The 13,861-nt window shown below is 63.9% G+C and carries 15 protein-coding genes; 8 read left to right on the plus strand and 7 right to left on the minus strand.

Annotated features, from left to right (window positions below; translation table 11 throughout):
• Window positions 1–152 precede the first annotated feature (152 nt).
• Window positions 153–1,031, plus strand: coding sequence for an alpha/beta hydrolase (locus HRU71_13635; protein QOJ04467.1), 879 nt, complete (start codon window positions 153–155; stop codon window positions 1,029–1,031).
• Window positions 1,028–1,690, plus strand: coding sequence for a phosphoribosylglycinamide formyltransferase (purN, locus tag HRU71_13640; protein QOJ04468.1), 663 nt, complete (start codon window positions 1,028–1,030; stop codon window positions 1,688–1,690). Before HRU71_13635 ends, purN begins: the two co-directional genes overlap by 4 nt.
• A 105-nt stretch (window positions 1,691–1,795) precedes the next feature.
• On the opposite strand, the gene rpsI is transcribed toward purN, so the two are convergent.
• The 3 genes from rpsI to HRU71_13655 form a co-directional block, all read right to left on the minus strand.
• Window positions 1,796–2,227: a 30S ribosomal protein S9 gene (gene rpsI / locus HRU71_13645; protein ID QOJ04469.1), complete on the minus strand. Its 432-nt coding sequence runs from the start codon at window positions 2,225–2,227 to the stop codon at window positions 1,796–1,798.
• Between the two features lie 50 nt (window positions 2,228–2,277).
• The gene (gene rplM, locus HRU71_13650) at window positions 2,278–2,721 is read right to left on the minus strand and encodes a 50S ribosomal protein L13 (protein QOJ05016.1); all 444 of its coding nucleotides are present in this window, start codon (window positions 2,719–2,721) and stop codon (window positions 2,278–2,280) included.
• Between the two features lie 194 nt (window positions 2,722–2,915).
• Window positions 2,916–3,767, minus strand: a complete 852-nt coding sequence (locus HRU71_13655) for an ABC transporter substrate-binding protein (protein QOJ04470.1) — start codon at window positions 3,765–3,767, stop codon at window positions 2,916–2,918.
• A 456-nt stretch (window positions 3,768–4,223) separates the two neighbouring features.
• Here HRU71_13655 and pdhA point away from each other — a divergent pair, with 456 nt between their 5' ends.
• Together pdhA and HRU71_13665 are read left to right on the plus strand one after the other, a co-directional pair.
• The gene (pdhA, locus tag HRU71_13660) at window positions 4,224–5,360 is read left to right on the plus strand and encodes a pyruvate dehydrogenase (acetyl-transferring) E1 component subunit alpha (protein ID QOJ04471.1); all 1,137 of its coding nucleotides are present in this window, start codon (window positions 4,224–4,226) and stop codon (window positions 5,358–5,360) included.
• 65 nt (window positions 5,361–5,425) lie between these two features.
• Window positions 5,426–6,406, plus strand: coding sequence for an alpha-ketoacid dehydrogenase subunit beta (locus HRU71_13665; GenBank protein ID QOJ04472.1), 981 nt, complete (start codon window positions 5,426–5,428; stop codon window positions 6,404–6,406).
• A gap of 7 nt (window positions 6,407–6,413) precedes the next feature.
• On the opposite strand, the gene HRU71_13670 is transcribed toward HRU71_13665, so the two are convergent.
• The gene (locus tag HRU71_13670; GenBank protein ID QOJ04473.1) at window positions 6,414–7,445 is read right to left on the minus strand and encodes a hypothetical protein; all 1,032 of its coding nucleotides are present in this window, start codon (window positions 7,443–7,445) and stop codon (window positions 6,414–6,416) included.
• A 281-nt stretch (window positions 7,446–7,726) separates the two neighbouring features.
• On the opposite strand from HRU71_13670, the gene HRU71_13675 reads away from it, so the two are divergent.
• Window positions 7,727–8,395: a redox-sensing transcriptional repressor Rex gene (locus HRU71_13675; GenBank protein ID QOJ04474.1), complete on the plus strand. Its 669-nt coding sequence runs from the start codon at window positions 7,727–7,729 to the stop codon at window positions 8,393–8,395.
• Here HRU71_13675 and HRU71_13680 read toward each other — a convergent pair.
• Both HRU71_13680 and HRU71_13685 read right to left on the minus strand, forming a co-directional pair.
• Window positions 8,298–9,275, minus strand: a complete 978-nt coding sequence (locus HRU71_13680) for a site-specific DNA-methyltransferase (protein QOJ04475.1) — start codon at window positions 9,273–9,275, stop codon at window positions 8,298–8,300. The two genes, HRU71_13675 and HRU71_13680, sit on opposite strands and share 98 nt — an antisense overlap.
• Window positions 9,275–10,036 (minus strand): PAS domain-containing protein, encoded by a 762-nt coding sequence (locus HRU71_13685; protein ID QOJ04476.1) that lies wholly within the window; start codon window positions 10,034–10,036, stop codon window positions 9,275–9,277. The genes HRU71_13680 and HRU71_13685 overlap by 1 nt, the downstream gene beginning before the upstream one ends.
• A 169-nt stretch (window positions 10,037–10,205) precedes the next feature.
• Between HRU71_13685 and nadC the strand changes: the two genes are divergently transcribed.
• Both nadC and HRU71_13695 read left to right on the plus strand, forming a co-directional pair.
• On the plus strand, window positions 10,206–11,105 hold the full coding sequence (gene nadC / locus HRU71_13690) for a carboxylating nicotinate-nucleotide diphosphorylase (protein ID QOJ04477.1): 900 nt from the start codon (window positions 10,206–10,208) through the stop codon (window positions 11,103–11,105).
• Between the two features lie 11 nt (window positions 11,106–11,116).
• A complete protein-coding gene (locus tag HRU71_13695; GenBank protein QOJ04478.1) occupies window positions 11,117–11,920 on the plus strand; it encodes a biotin--[acetyl-CoA-carboxylase] ligase in 804 nt (267 codons plus the stop codon).
• Here the strand turns inward: HRU71_13695 and HRU71_13700 are convergent.
• Entirely contained in the window at window positions 11,917–12,981 is a 1,065-nt protein-coding gene (locus HRU71_13700; protein QOJ04479.1) for an aldo/keto reductase, read from the minus strand. The two genes, HRU71_13695 and HRU71_13700, sit on opposite strands and share 4 nt — an antisense overlap.
• A 103-nt stretch (window positions 12,982–13,084) precedes the next feature.
• Here HRU71_13700 and HRU71_13705 point away from each other — a divergent pair, with 103 nt between their 5' ends.
• The gene (locus HRU71_13705; protein QOJ04480.1) at window positions 13,085–13,858 is read left to right on the plus strand and encodes an enoyl-CoA hydratase/isomerase family protein; all 774 of its coding nucleotides are present in this window, start codon (window positions 13,085–13,087) and stop codon (window positions 13,856–13,858) included.
• The last annotated feature ends 3 nt before the right edge of the window (window positions 13,859–13,861 follow it).

Consider the following 13,861-nt stretch of genomic DNA (forward strand, 5'->3'; position numbering starts at 1 on the left):
GACCGACCTCCGCCGTTTCAGATCGGGCCTTGCCCGGTTTGGATCGGCGGAGGTTTTTTTCTGCATCGTGCCATCCAGGACGCTGCGGCCGCTGAATTGGCTGCCTGCGGGAGCGCGCGTATCATCCTGTTGTGGTGACCTCGCTGCCAGACATGCCCCAGCCGGCTGCTTCGCAAGGCCGCCGGAAGCTCGCTCGCCGACCGGCTGCCGTCCTGCGCCGGCTGGTCATCATCCTGGTAACGGGTTACCTGTTCTGGTGCGTGGCGCTGTACTTGCTCCAGGACAGCTTGATTTTCCCGGCGGACATGGCACCGTCACCGCTGAAGGTGATCCCTTACGGGCAGTCAACGGTGGTCACGGAGTTTCCGCTCGATGACGGCGGCGCGGTCATGTCGTGGTATGTGCCCGCGCGCGTGGCGACCTCGCGGCCGGGCCCCGTGGCGATCTTCTTTCATGGCAACGCGGAGATCATCGACTTCGAGGACGAGATCGTTCAGCCTTACCTGGGCCTCGGCGTATCGGTGCTGCTGCCCGAATATCGCGGCTACGGTCGCGCGGGCGGGAAACCGAGCGAAGCGGCGATTGTCTCGGATTGCGTGCGGTTCTACGACGAGCTGCTGAAGCGGCCGGACGTGGACCCGTCGCGGATAGTCTTTCACGGGCGGTCGCTGGGTGGTGCGGTGGCGGTGCAAGTGGCATCGCAGCGCAAGCCTGCTGCGATGATACTGCAATCGACGTTCACGAGCATGACGCGGATGGCACGCGGCTACGGCGCGCCGTCGTTTCTTGTGCGACACGGCTTTCACACGGACGAGCGAATCGGGGGCCTGGGTGTGCCCGTTCTGCTGGCGCATGGCCGGCGTGATGACATCGTGCCGTTCAGCCACGCGGAGCAGTTGAAGGCGCTGATCCCCGGCGCGGAGCTGGTCGCGTTCGACTGCGATCACAACGGCTTCCCCGGCGACGGCAACGACGACGCCTACTGGGACGCCATCACGGCGTTTCTGCGGACCGCGAAGGTGCTGCCATGAGTCGCCGCGGGCGCGATCGGCGGCACGATGGGAGCGACGGGCGCGAGGGCGGGCGATCCGGCCCGTTTCGCATCGCCGTGCTGATCTCCGGCGGCGGATCGACGCTTCAGAATCTGATTGATCGAATTCGCGACGGCCGGCTGCCGGGCGTGGAGATCTGTGTCGTCATCTCGTCACGCAGCGACGTGGCCGGCGTTGCCCGGGCCGAGGCGGCCGGCCTGCCGGTGGATGTGATTCGGGTGAAGGACCATCCCGACGCGCAGCGGTTCAGCGACCACGTGACGCTGACGCTCGATGTGTACGCGCCCGACTTGGTCGTTCAGGCGGGTTGGTTGTGTTACTGGATCGTTCCACCGCGCTGGCTGGGCAAGGTGATCAACCTGCACCCGGCGCTGCTGCCGAAGTTCGGGGGCAAGGGCATGTACGGGCACTACGTGCACGAGGCCGTGCTGGCGGCGGGTGACCGCGAGACGGGCGCGACGGTTCACTGGGTGGACAACGAATACGACCACGGCGCGGTGATCGCGCAGGCGCGTTGCCCGGTGCAGGCGGGGGATACGCCGGACACGCTGGCGCAGCGGGTGCAAGCGCTGGAGCGCGAGCTGCTTCCGCGGACGATTCTTGCGATTCGTCGCGGCGAAGTGAAGCGCGCGAAGTGATAGCGGTGCGAATCGCGCTCTTGGGGGATACTGAAACGCGAAAAAAAAAGAAGCCGGCGGATCGCAATCCGTCGGCTCCTGGATAATCTGATTTCTCGCAGGCGTTTAGCGCTTGGAGAACTGGAATCGCTTGCGTGCGCCGGGCTGGCCGGGCTTCTTGCGCTCGACCTTTCGGCTGTCGCGGGTGAGGAACTTGCCGTCGCGAAGGACGGGTTCAAGGCTCGAGTCGGCCTTGATCAGGGCGCGGGCGACGCCCATGACGATGGCGCCGGTCTGGCCGGTCTGGCCGCCGCCGCGGACGTTCACGAAGATGTCGTACTTGCCGAGGGTGTTGGTGGCCTTGAGCGGTGCGAGGACATCGGTGCGATGCTGGACATCAAGCAGGTAGTCCTTGGCTTCGCGCTGGCCGATGAGGAACTTGCCGGAACCGGGCCGCAATCGGACGCGCGCGACGGCGGTCTTGCGTCGGCCGGTGCCCCAGTAAAAGGTGCCCCCGGCGGTTTTCTTTTGAGCGGTGTCAGCGGTCGTTTCAGCCACGATTCACTCCGACGGTCAGATTCAGGGCGGCCGGTTTCCGGCCGCCGGGTTTAGATTTTTGTCAGGTCCAGCGGTTGGAGGTTCTGCGCCTGATGCGGGTGATTGCCGCCGGCGTAGATTTTAAGCTTGAGCAACTGCCGCCGCGCGAGGGCGTTCTTCGGCATCATGCGGCGCACCGCTTCGCGCAGGACGCGATCGGGGTGACGGGCCATCATGTCGTTGAACGAGACGACCTTTTTGCCGCCCGGGTAGTAGGAGTAGGATTGGTACTCCATCTCCTGATCCTTCGTGCCGGTGGTCTTGATCTTCTCGACGTTGGTCACGACGACGAAATCGCCGGTGTCCACGTGCGGCGTGTAACTGGGCTTGTGCTTGCCGACCAGGACGGTCGCGAGTTTCGTCGCGAGGCGGCCGAGGATCTTGCCGTCGGCATCGACGGAGAACCACTTCCGCTCCACTTCGTGGGGCTTGGCCTGAAAGCACTTCTGGGTCATCACGGGCATGTCAGTTCTTCCTGCTGGTCGTTTCAACCGAGTTTTGTGAAGCCCCGCATTCTAAGCGATGGGCGGGGTTCGTCAAGGGCTTTGCAGCCCGGGATTTCGCGGCAGCGCTGTGCTAACTTCTTTATTTGCCCGCGCTTACGCCGGTTCGATCGGGTTCACCAATGCACCCGCCCAACGGGACGAAATCACGCCACGAACTCAATCTCGCCCGGGTTGGGAACCATGCCGGCGGCGGTCGCTTCGGACAGAAGCCGGCGGACGGCTTCTTCGCCGCGCGGGCCGTAGGCGAGTGTCCAGTTGTTGACATACATCCCGACAAACTTATCCGTGAGGGCGCGATCGAGGCCGCGGCCGAACTCGCGGGCGTACTCGACGGCTTCGTCGCGATGGTCGAGCGCGTATTGAATGGACTGGCGGATGAGGCCGGAAATTTGCTTCATGGCGGCTGCGCCGAGGTCGCGGCGGATGACATTCCCGCCGAGCGGCAGCGGCAGGCCGGTGCGCGCCTGCCACCACTCGGCGAGATCGACGACTTTGTGCAGGCCCATGGCGTGATAGGTGAGCTGGGCCTCGTGAATGATGAGGCCGGCATCGACCTCGCCGTCGGCGACGGCCTGCGGGATGCGGTCGAACTCCATGACGACAGGTGTATATTCCAAGTCGTTGAGGGCGAGACGCAGGACGAGGTTGGCGGTGGTGCGTTCGCCGGGGATGGCGATGGTGTCGCCGAGGAGGTTCTCGATGGGTCGGGGGCGCTTGGAGATGACCATCGGCCCGTAGCCGTCGCCCATGCTGCATCCGCAGCCGAGGAGCGCGTAGCGTGCCATGACGTAGGGATAGCTGTGGATGCTGATGGCGGAGACTTCCAGCTCGCCGCGTTCGGCCCGGCGGTTGAGGGACTCGATGTCGGCCATTTCGTGGGTGAAGCGGTAGGGGCCGGTGTCGATTTTTTCGCGTGCCAGGGCGTAAAACATGAAGGCATCGTCGGGGTCGGGCGAATGGCCGATGCGGATGAGCGTGGAGCCGGGTTTATCCATACAAGTGTCTCACAGTTGCCGGGCGCGGGGTCTGCCGAAGCACGGTTGCGGGGCGATTATACGGATTCGCAGGGGGAATTCGACGCGCCGCGGCTTGTAAGTACTGGCAACGTTTGGATCGAATCCGACGGCCGAGACGGCCATGCCACCCAAACTTTACCAGCGCCGCTTGTGAATCGTTTGGAGCCGGCGCGGACGCAATGCCGCGCGATCGCGCGGCGGCGCGGGCCACTGCCTGTGGCGGTTGACGTTGGCAGGGAGCGTGGGTCGGGTACAATGAGCGGGGTGATGGTGAGGATGCCGCCGGGCGCGATCCGCCCGGCCTCGGCCTGATCCGATCGCAGGAGCTTGGTAGGCCCGTCGCGCGAGCGGAGACGCTTTGCGGTCGCGTGCGGGTTGCATCGGCAGGTCGGACTATGCGGCTTCGTCAGGCAGCCGGAAAGCGAGGGACGTGGGGTGCCACGGAAACAGATCGAACTTTCAAATCGCGTCGAGTACCTGAACATTCTCGACCTGGAGGGCAACGCGGACGCCGCGCTGGACCCGAATCTCGATGCGAACGAGCTGCGAAAGTTGTTCCGCGCGATGCTCCTGGCGCGCCGTTATGACGAGCGGATGCTCAAGCTGCAACGGCAGGGGCGCATCGGAACGTACGGTCCGGCGCTGGGGCAGGAGGCGGCGTCGCTCGGCCCGGCGTATGTGCTGGACAAGGACGACTGGATGGCGCCGTCGTTCCGGGAGCCTGCGGGAATGTTGTATCGCGGCTGGCCGATGGAGAAGTTGATTTTGTGGTGGGGCGGCAACGAGACGGGATCCTCGACGCCGGCGGGGGTGAACGATACGCCGATCTGCGTTCCGGTGTCGTCGCAGTGTCTCTACGCAGCGGGGATCGCGTGGGGCTGCAAGCTCAAGGGCGGCAAGAACGTCGCGCTGGGATTCGTCGGCGACGGCGGCACGAGCGAAGGTGACTTTCACGAGGCACTGAATGTCGCCGGCGCGTTTCAGTTGCCGCTGGTGATCGTGATTCAGAATAACCATTGGGCCATTTCGCTCCCGCGGCAGAAGCAATCGGCGGCGCAGACGCTGGCGCAGAAGGCCATTGCGTACGGCATGGATGGTCTGCAAGTGGACGGCAACGACCTTCTTGCCATGGTTGTCGCGACGCGCGAGGCGGTGGAGCACGCGCGCAGCGGCAAGGGGCCGATGCTCATCGAGGCGGTGACCTATCGCATGGGCGTCCACACGACGGCCGACGACCCGAAGAAGTATCGCACCGAGGAAGAGGTCGCCTGCTGGCAGCCGAAGGATCCGCTGGAGCGATTCTGGAAGTACCTGGTGAAGAAGAAGGTGATGGACGAGAAGGCGCGCGAGGCGCTGGAGGCGGAGCTTTCCGAACGGATCACCGAGGCGGTGGCCAAGGCCGAGGCGTACGAGCCGGATCTCACCGAGCCGTTCCGGCACAGTTTCGCGGACATGCCGCCGTCGTTGAAAGAGCAGTTTGCCGAGTTCCAGGCGTATCTGGAGGCATCGAATCGACCGGACAACGGCAGCACGCCGTCGGCGCACGATCCGCTGATGTCGCGGTTGCATTGAACTTCTAAGGTGTGACTGACCACTGACCACTGGCAACTGGCCACTGATCACTTAAGGATTCTCGTATGGCAGAAATGACAATGGCGAAGGCGCTGAACCTGGCGCTGCACGAGGCGATGGCGGAAGATCCGACCGTGCTGCTGCTGGGTCAGGACGTCGGTCAGGACGAGGGCGTGTTTCGCATCTCCGAAGGCCTGCTGAAGAAATTCGGCGCCGATCGGGTGATCGACTTTCCCGTGGCGGAGTCGGCCATTGCCGGCGTGTCGGTCGGCCTGTGCCTGACGGGTTTCAAGCCCATCGCCGAGATGCAGTTCAGCGGCTTCGGCTATCACGCCTTTCACCAGGTGGAAAACCACATCAGCCGGTTCCGCAATCGCACGCGGGGCCGGTTCACCTGTCCGCTGGTCATTCGCATGCCGTACGGCGCGGGGATTCGCGCGATCGAGCATCACAGCGAAAGCCGCGAGGCGATCTGGGCGCACCTGCCGGGGTTGAAGGTGGTCGTGCCTTCGGGGCCGCGCAATGCGCGGGCACTTTTGCGTGCGTCGATTTTCGATCCCGATCCGGTGATGTTCTACGAACCGAAGGCCTGCTATCGCGCGTTCAAGGAAGAAGTGCCCGACGAGCCGGAGACGATGGAGATCGGCAAGGCGCAGGTCGTGCGCACCGGCGGCGACGTGACGATCATTTCCTACGGTGCGTCGATGCGGCCGGTGCTGGAGGCGGCGGACGATTTGTCGCTGGAACATCAGGTCGAGGCGGACGTGATTGATCTGCTGTCGCTCTCGCCGATGGACACGGAGACGATCATCGCGAGCGTGAAGAAGACCGGCCACGTGGTGGTGGTGCACGAGGCGCCGCGGACGTGCGGCCCTGCGGGCGAGATCATCGCGCGGATCGTGGAGAAGGCCCTGGAGTTTCTGGAGGCGCCGATCGCGCGCGTGACGGGCTATGACCTCGTGATGCCATTCTTCAACCTCGAACGGCATTACCTGCCCGATCCGCTGAAGGTTGTGACGGCGGTGCGGGACGTCATCAACTATTGATTGGCTGCTAAGGCAGTTTCCACGGATCGCCGCGGAGAATCCTGCGAATCTCCTCCAGCGCGGCGCGGGCGTCGGTTTCTTGCTTGGCAAGATCGGTGGATTGCGATTTGAGCACGGCGGCCACCGTCTTGCCCGGCTCTTTGACGCCGGATGTCTTCATGAATTGACGAAGCGCCTTTTCCTGTTCGGCCGCGACATCGGCCAGTCCGGGCCGCGCCTCGACCGACGTATCGGGATCGAAATAGCGATTGATGCAATGATCGAGCAGGCCGGCCATGGCGGCTGCGAGTTGAACGCGCCCGTCTTCGCCGGCCTTTTCGTAACAGGGGGTTGACGCGGCGATTCCGCGCAAATCTTTGGATTCATCGCGACTTCCGGAGGCCAGCGCATCCAGCCGGCCGCGAAAGACCGTTGCCAGGGCGGTGGCACAGGCGTCGCCGTTCTTGGCGTTGATGCCCGCGGCGTGGACGTCGATGGCGTCGTAGAGCGCTCGAAGGACGATCGGGTCTCGCTCCTTTGTGCCGCGCTGGGCCAGGCCTTCCAAGGCCGTGGTGAATTCGCCGGGGCTGGCCTGAAGCTGGGGCATCGTGCTCTTCAACCCGCGTGCAGCCATGTATCGCACGGCCGGAAACTCGCTGGCGAGAACGGCGACCATTGCTCCGACTGCACGGGGATGCTTCAGCTCGACCAGAACCACCGTCGCCGCGTAGGCGGCGTCAAACGCATCGCCGGCGGCGACGATCTGCAAAGGTTCGGCCGCCGCATCGGCCAGCGCCGCAAGTCCGGCCGGCGTCATGCCGGAAGTCCGGGTCAGCTTCAGGAGAAAATCGCGCCGGTCGGTGAGGGCCTGGGCGTTGGGGGCGTCGACCAGCTGCTTGACTTTGTTTTTGATTTCGGCCTCGAGCGTGGCTTTTTCTTCACGATTCAAAGAGGCCTTTTTGAGCAGGGTCTCAAGACTGGATTGCGCCTGCGCGAAAGGCGAGGCCAGGACAACGGCGCAGAGACTGACGATCCAGCTGATGGTTGAAAACCGCGTCATGAAAGTCCAGTGTGTTTCCGGTTAACCGGGTCCGGCAGGCTCATCTCGGGCTGCGCAATGATCAAGATTATCCAGGGGAGCGGATTACGTACCCGCCCCCGGGGTGCCGCATAATGCGATCCCCCCGGTGCGTTGAATAATGAACCGTAGCGTGTCGCCCGTCAGGCTGTCAAGTCATGAAAGCCGAAGCCGGAGAAGGAAGCCGGGTGTCAGCGGAATGATGGGAGGGCGACGGATTGAGAGGCCCCGGCCGTACAGATATTATCACCCGTCCCCGGACGATGAGTGTGTCGGCGGAAAGAACGAGCATGAAGGCCAACCATTTTCCAGCGCCCGCCGTGATGCGGCTAAGCCTATACCTGCGTGAGCTGGATAAGCTTTGGCACAACGATCGGCGGACGGTTTCGTCGCGCGAACTGGGCGATGCCCTGCGCATATCGGCGCCGCAAATACGAAAGGACCTGGCGTACTTCGGCACGTTTGGCCGGCCCGGCATCGGCTATGACATCGCCGAGTTGATGACCAAGCTGCGCAAGATTCTTGGCACCGATCGGACCTGGAACGTGTTGCTGGTCGGAGCGGGCAACCTCGGCATGGCGTTGTCGGCGTACCGGGGGTTCTCCCGCAAAGGGTTTCGATTGGTGGCGGTGTTCGATTCGGATGAACGGAAGGTGGGGCGCACGGTGGCCGGTCAGACGGAGCTGGTGATTCAGCCGTTGAGCGATCTGGCGGCGACGGTGCGAGATCGCGACATTCGTCTGGCGATTGTGGCGGTGCCGGCGGAATCGGCGCAGGGCGTTGCGGATCAGCTGGTGGCGGCGGGGGTCCGGGGGTTGCTGAATTTTGCGCCGATCAGCCTGAACGTGGACCCGAAAGTGGCGGTCGCCGCGGTCGATCTGGCCGTAGAGCTGGAGCAGCTATCGTTCCAGTTGGGAGCGGAAGAGGGGTAGCCATCTCGACCGCGCGGAGCCGTCGGCGGGCGATGGCGATGGCGCGGGCCTCCAGGTCGCACCCGATGAATCGCCGGCCCAGACGCCGGGCGGCGACGAGGGTCGTGCCGCTGCCGCAGAAGAAATCCGCCACGCAATCGCCGGGGTTGCTTGATGCACGAACGATGCGTTCGAGCAGGGCCAGGGGTTTCTGCGTCGGCCAGTTGACCCGCTCGCGTGACACGGTGGACAGAAACGGCATGTCCCATACATCTGTCAACATCGGTCCTTCGTGATGAAAATACAATCGCCCGCGGCGCGTGTTCTTGTACGGCCGGCCGGTCTCGTCGTGATTCAGCCCGTCAGTGCGATAGGCGCCGCCTCGAAGCGCGTGAAACCGGTGGCGGCCCCGGTGCTTGGCGTACACGAGAATCGTATCGTGCTTGCGGCCGAACCAGCGCGTGGCGACGCCGCCGGTGCGATAGTGCCAGATGATCTCGTTCAGGAAGTTCTTCGCTCCAAACAGGTCGTCCAGCATCAGTCGGAGATGATGCACGGTGCGCCAATCGGCATGCAGGTAAAGCGTGCCGTGTTCGGGGAGCAGTCGTCGGCATTGTTCAAGCCGCGGCTGCATGAAAGCGAGGTAGCCGCGCAGGCCGTCGGGCCAGCGGTCGTCGTAACCGGTCTCGCGCGCGTCCGATGCCGGCGGCTTGCGGTTTTGCTTTCGCGCGGCATGGCGACCGGCCGGCGCCCGGCGCGGTTGGTTCGTGAAGAAGGGCGGGTCAAGGTAAATGAGATCGCAGCAGCCATCGGGCAATCGCTGCATGATGGCGAGGTTCTCGCCGGTCTGAATCGTGTGTGGGGCGATGGCGTCGGCGCTGCGGCGGGATCGAGCAGGCATCAATCCAAGTGTGCCTGATCAAGGCCCAGCGCGTCAAGACGGCGATAGAGCCGGCTCCGCGAGATGCCCATGATCTGCGCAGCGAGGGTGCGCTGGCCGCCGGCGGCCTCCAGCGCGCGGAGGATCTCGCGCCGTTCAACGTCTTCCAGAATGCGATCCAGGGGAGTCCGCTCGGTCGAATTCGTGGAGCGCGGCAACGCGTCTCGCTCGCACGATGCCGACATGGAATCGCCGTCCGGCTTTTCAGAATCGGCAATCGGTCGAGAGGGTTCGTCAAGCCGGCGGCGCAGATCGGCCATGTGCGTCTTAAGTTCATCCATGTGCGCCTTGGATTCAGACACATCGCGCACCATGCCAAGGACAAACTCAATCCGGCCGACAGGATCACGAATGGGCGAATAATGCGTCTCGACCCACAAGATGCGACCGTCGCGGTGGCTGATTTGCATGCGCAGCAGCGCCTGGCTGGTGTCGCCGTCAAAGACGGATCGCGCCGGACAGAGAAACCCACCAAGAGGGCGGCCGTGTTCGTCCCGGCATTGGATGATCTCATTGCAAGCGCAGGTCCGGTCCATCAGCTCGCTTCGCGCGAAACCGGTAAGCCGCTCGAACGCATCGTTGACGAAGACGTAGCATTTCCGTCGATCAATGACGAACACGCCGTCGGCGGCGTTGGACAGGATACGGTCCAGCGAGACCGGATGGGTGAGCGGATGCCGATTCGTGTGCAGTTGGGTGGGCAAATTGGTTGGCAGCTTCATGGGCGACGCCCTCCTTCGGACATTGCGTTAGAATGAATGACCAGGAAGCAGTGCGGCCGATCGGTGACAACCGATGCCGACAAGCAAAGGTACCGCGCCGGGAAGTGTCAGGCCAACGAAAAAGTTCCCGAGGCGTGGTGCGGCGCCAGGCACGAGAGGTGCGGGATTCATGTCGGCCCATGTCGGAATTAATCGAGATAGATTAAAAAGGCTTCTGGAACTCGCGCGCGAGGAAGACCTCGGCGAGCATGGCGACATCACGACTTGCTTGCTGCCGGAGACAACGCTGCTCGCCGAGGGGCGCTGGGTGTTGCGCGCGCGGCAAGGGGGGCGTTTCTGCGGCGCGGCGTTGTTGCCGGAGATGCTGGAAGTTCTCGCGCCCGCGGTTCGGCTGGACTGGGTGACTTCCAAGCCTCCGACCCATGCGGTTGAAGCGGGAGAGGCGCTCGCGCGATTTCGCGGACGCGTGGGACAGATGCTGGCGGCGGAGCGCACGATGCTCAACCTGCTGCAACATTTGTCGGGCGTGTCGACGCTGACGGCGCGGTACGTGAGCGAAGTCGCAGGCACCGGCGCGAAGATTTACGACACCCGCAAGACGACGCCGGGCTTGCGCGACCTGGAGAAGTACGCGGTGCGTTGCGGCGGCGGTCACAACCATCGTATCGGGTTGTACGACGCCGTGTTGATTAAAGACAATCATCTCGCAGGCATCCCGACCGAGCGGCTGGCGCATTGCGTGTTTGACATGCTCAATCGCCTGCCGCTGCTGCCGTCGACGCCGGCGTTTGTGGAGGTGGAGTGCGATTCCCTTGAGCAGGCGGCGGAGTTGTTCAAGGTTGTGGGGATCGACGTGATCCTGCTGGACAATTTCGATCCGCCTCGCCTGCGTGAGGCCGTCGCGCTGCGCGATCGGGCCGGCCTGCGCGGCAAAGTGGAGTTGGAGGCCAGCGGTGGTGCGACGCTCCAGACGGTTCGGGCCATCGCCGAAGCCGGTGTGGAGCGAATCAGTGTCGGGGCCATTACGCATTCGGCGCCGATTCTCGATCTGGGGCTGGATGCCGAGTGATTCCTCATCGCATGGATGCCGATCGAATCGCCGCGGGGACGAAGCGCGTTCGCGTCGGTCGCCGCGTTCTCGTGTTTGACGAACTTGACAGCACGAATGAATACGCGCTCGCCGTGCTCGCGCCGCGCGATGGCGGCGCCGCCGATGGAACGGTCGTTTTCGCGGAGCATCAGACTGCCGGTCGCGGTCGGCTGGGGCGAACCTGGCATTCGCCGCGTGGCGCGAGCCTGGCGATGACGGTGCTGTTATGCGAATCGCGTCTACCACCGTCGCCGGTGCGGCTGGTGATGGCGGGCGGCGTGGCGGTGGCACGTGCGGTGGCATCGACGACGGATGTCGATTCGGTGATTCGTTGGCCGAACGACGTGTACGTTGGGCCGAAAAAACTGGCGGGTGTGCTGGTCGAAGCGCGGAGCGTGAAACCGGACTGCTGGGCCGTGGCCATTGGAATCGGAATCAACTGTCTCCAGCACGCCGGGCATTTTCCGCCGGAGCTGCGCGATCGAGCGACCTCGCTGGAACTGGAATCCAGGCATGCGATTGATCGCGAAGCCGTTGCGATCGCCGTGTTGAACGAGCTGGACGCGCTCGTGCGGCGCGATTCGACGATCAGCGATGGCGAACTTGCCGACCAGTGGCGGGCACGCAGCGCGGATCTCGGCGCACGCGTCACGCTGCGCGAGAACGGTCAATTGTTCACCGGCGTGATCCTCGACGTGCATCCGCAGAGCGGCCTGGTGCTGCAACTTGATACCGGCGCCCGCCGGCACTTCGACCCCGCGACGGCAAGCCGCGAACTTGGTTTCTCGAATTAGTGACCAGCCGAATTTCTCGCCGTTTTGGAAATGAATTGATGCGGATACGTCGGCGGCAAGGCGCTGGCGCGGTCCAGCGCGGTGAGGTCGTCCGGCGAGAGCGTCAGCTCGCACGCGGCGTGGTTGTCCTTCCATTGCGTCACGCTCTTCGGCCCGACGATGATGCTCGAGACCATCGGCCGCGTCAGCAGCCACGCCAGCGCGACGGCGGACAGATTCGGGCTGCCGGGGATCGCGGCCGAAACGATCTTGTGCTTCTGTGCGATTGCCCTCACCGCGTCGGCGATGTCCATGTTGCGCTGATTGACGAACTGCCGCCGCCAGCTGTTCGGCTCGTCGGGCATGGCGCCGAAGCGCGAGCCGCTCGGCCCGGTGCCGTCTCGCTGGTACTTTCCGCTCAAGACGCCGCCGCCGAGCGGGCTCCACGGGAGGATTCCGATTCCGTAACGCTGACACACAGGTACTACGGCTGTCTCAATGTCACGGCAGACGAGGCTGTACTGCATCTGCGCCGTGACGAACGGCTCCCAGTTGAATCGAATGCAAAGCTGCCGAGCCTCGGCGATGTGCCAGGCATCGAAATTCGACAGACCGACGTAGCGCACTTTGCCCTGCTTCACGAAGTTGTCCAGCGTGCTAAGCGTCTCGTGAATCGGCGTGTGGTCGTCCCAGCAATGGACCTGGTAAAGGTCGATGTAGTCGGTCTGCAACCGGCGCAGCGAGGCATCGAGCGCGGCCGTCAGGTGCCGGCGCGAGGAGCCGGTCGCGTTCACGTGTTCGGGCGGCTCGCCGAACTTCCTGACTACCGGGAAGTGCCCCTTGGTCGCGATGATGAGCCGATCACGCTGCCCCTGAATCGCTCGGGCACAGATTTCCTCGCTGACGCCCTTGGAATAGACGTCGGCGGTGTCGATGAAGTTGCCGCCGGCGTCGAGGTAGGCATGGATGATGGCGCGGCTGGCTGGCTCGTCGATTCCCCAGTCGGCCATGCCGAAGTTCATGGCGCCGAGGCACAGTTCGGAGACGTAGAGGCCGGTGTTGCCGAGTTTGCGAAGTTTCATTAGAAATGCTCCTTTCCGCGGCGGGGCGTAGCCTGATTTATCCGCCGTTATTCAACCTTTCGCAAGCGCCGCCTCCGCGGCGCTTTGCTATCCGGAGCGCATCATGTCGGACGATTTCGTATTACTCGAAAAAGAGGGTGCGGTGGCCGTCCTGCGGCTGAACCGGCCGGACGTGCTGAACGCCTTGAACATTCCAACGATGGATCGGTTGATCACGCTGATGGAATCGCTGGACGGCGATCGATCCGTGCATTGCATCGTGCTGACGGGCAGCGACAAGGCGTTCGCGGCCGGTGCGGACATCAAGGAGATGGCCGAGGCCAGCGTGATGGACATGTACGAGCGGAACAACCTCGCGCGGTGGGAGCGGATCAAGCGCGTGCGTACGCCGATCATCGCGGCGGTGAGCGGGTTCTGCCTGGGCGGAGGCTGTGAGCTGGCGATGCACTGCGACATCATCACGGCCAGCGAGACGGCGAAGTTCGGCCAGCCGGAGATCAATCTCGGCGTGATGCCGGGGGCGGGCGGCACGCAGCGATTGAGCAAAGTGGTGGGGAAATACCGGGCGATGGAGTTGATTCTGACGGGGCGGTTCTTCGACGCGAACGAGGCGCTGCGACTGGGGTTGGTGACGCATGTGTGGCCGGTAAAGTCGTACCTGAAGGAGACGCTGGCGTTGGCGCAGCAGATCGCGGAGAAATCGCCGGTGGCGACGCGCGTGGCGAAGGAAGCGGTGCTGCGGGCATTCGAGACGGGCCTGTCGGACGGGCTGGAATACGAGCGGAAATTGTTCTACATGCTGTTTGCGACGGAGGATCAGAAAGAGGGCATGAAGGCGTTTGTCGAGAAGAGAAAGCCGACGTACACGGGGCGGTAGGGC

The sequence above is a fragment of the Planctomycetia bacterium genome (genome assembly GCA_015200345.1).
Taxonomy (GTDB): Bacteria; Planctomycetota; Phycisphaerae; order UBA1845; family UTPLA1; genus PLA3.

What these genes read in the sequence shown, in the direction of transcription:
- HRU71_13635 (QOJ04467.1), top strand. Translation starts at nt 153, where the DNA reads ATGCCCCAGCCGGCTGCTTCGCAAGGCCGCCGGAAGCTCGCTCGCCGA.
- purN (QOJ04468.1), top strand. Translation starts at nt 1,028, where the DNA reads ATGAGTCGCCGCGGGCGCGATCGGCGGCACGATGGGAGCGACGGGCGC.
- rplM (QOJ05016.1), bottom strand. Translation starts at nt 2,721, where the DNA reads ATGACCCAGAAGTGCTTTCAGGCCAAGCCCCACGAAGTGGAGCGGAAG.
- HRU71_13655 (QOJ04470.1), bottom strand. Translation starts at nt 3,767, where the DNA reads ATGGATAAACCCGGCTCCACGCTCATCCGCATCGGCCATTCGCCCGAC.
- HRU71_13665 (QOJ04472.1), top strand. Translation starts at nt 5,426, where the DNA reads ATGGCAGAAATGACAATGGCGAAGGCGCTGAACCTGGCGCTGCACGAG.
- HRU71_13670 (QOJ04473.1), bottom strand. Translation starts at nt 7,445, where the DNA reads ATGACGCGGTTTTCAACCATCAGCTGGATCGTCAGTCTCTGCGCCGTT.
- HRU71_13675 (QOJ04474.1), top strand. Translation starts at nt 7,727, where the DNA reads ATGAGTGTGTCGGCGGAAAGAACGAGCATGAAGGCCAACCATTTTCCA.
- HRU71_13680 (QOJ04475.1), bottom strand. Translation starts at nt 9,275, where the DNA reads ATGCCTGCTCGATCCCGCCGCAGCGCCGACGCCATCGCCCCACACACG.
- HRU71_13685 (QOJ04476.1), bottom strand. Translation starts at nt 10,036, where the DNA reads ATGAAGCTGCCAACCAATTTGCCCACCCAACTGCACACGAATCGGCAT.
- nadC (QOJ04477.1), top strand. Translation starts at nt 10,206, where the DNA reads ATGTCGGCCCATGTCGGAATTAATCGAGATAGATTAAAAAGGCTTCTG.
- HRU71_13695 (QOJ04478.1), top strand. Translation starts at nt 11,117, where the DNA reads ATGGATGCCGATCGAATCGCCGCGGGGACGAAGCGCGTTCGCGTCGGT.
- HRU71_13700 (QOJ04479.1), bottom strand. Translation starts at nt 12,981, where the DNA reads ATGAAACTTCGCAAACTCGGCAACACCGGCCTCTACGTCTCCGAACTG.
- HRU71_13705 (QOJ04480.1), top strand. Translation starts at nt 13,085, where the DNA reads ATGTCGGACGATTTCGTATTACTCGAAAAAGAGGGTGCGGTGGCCGTC.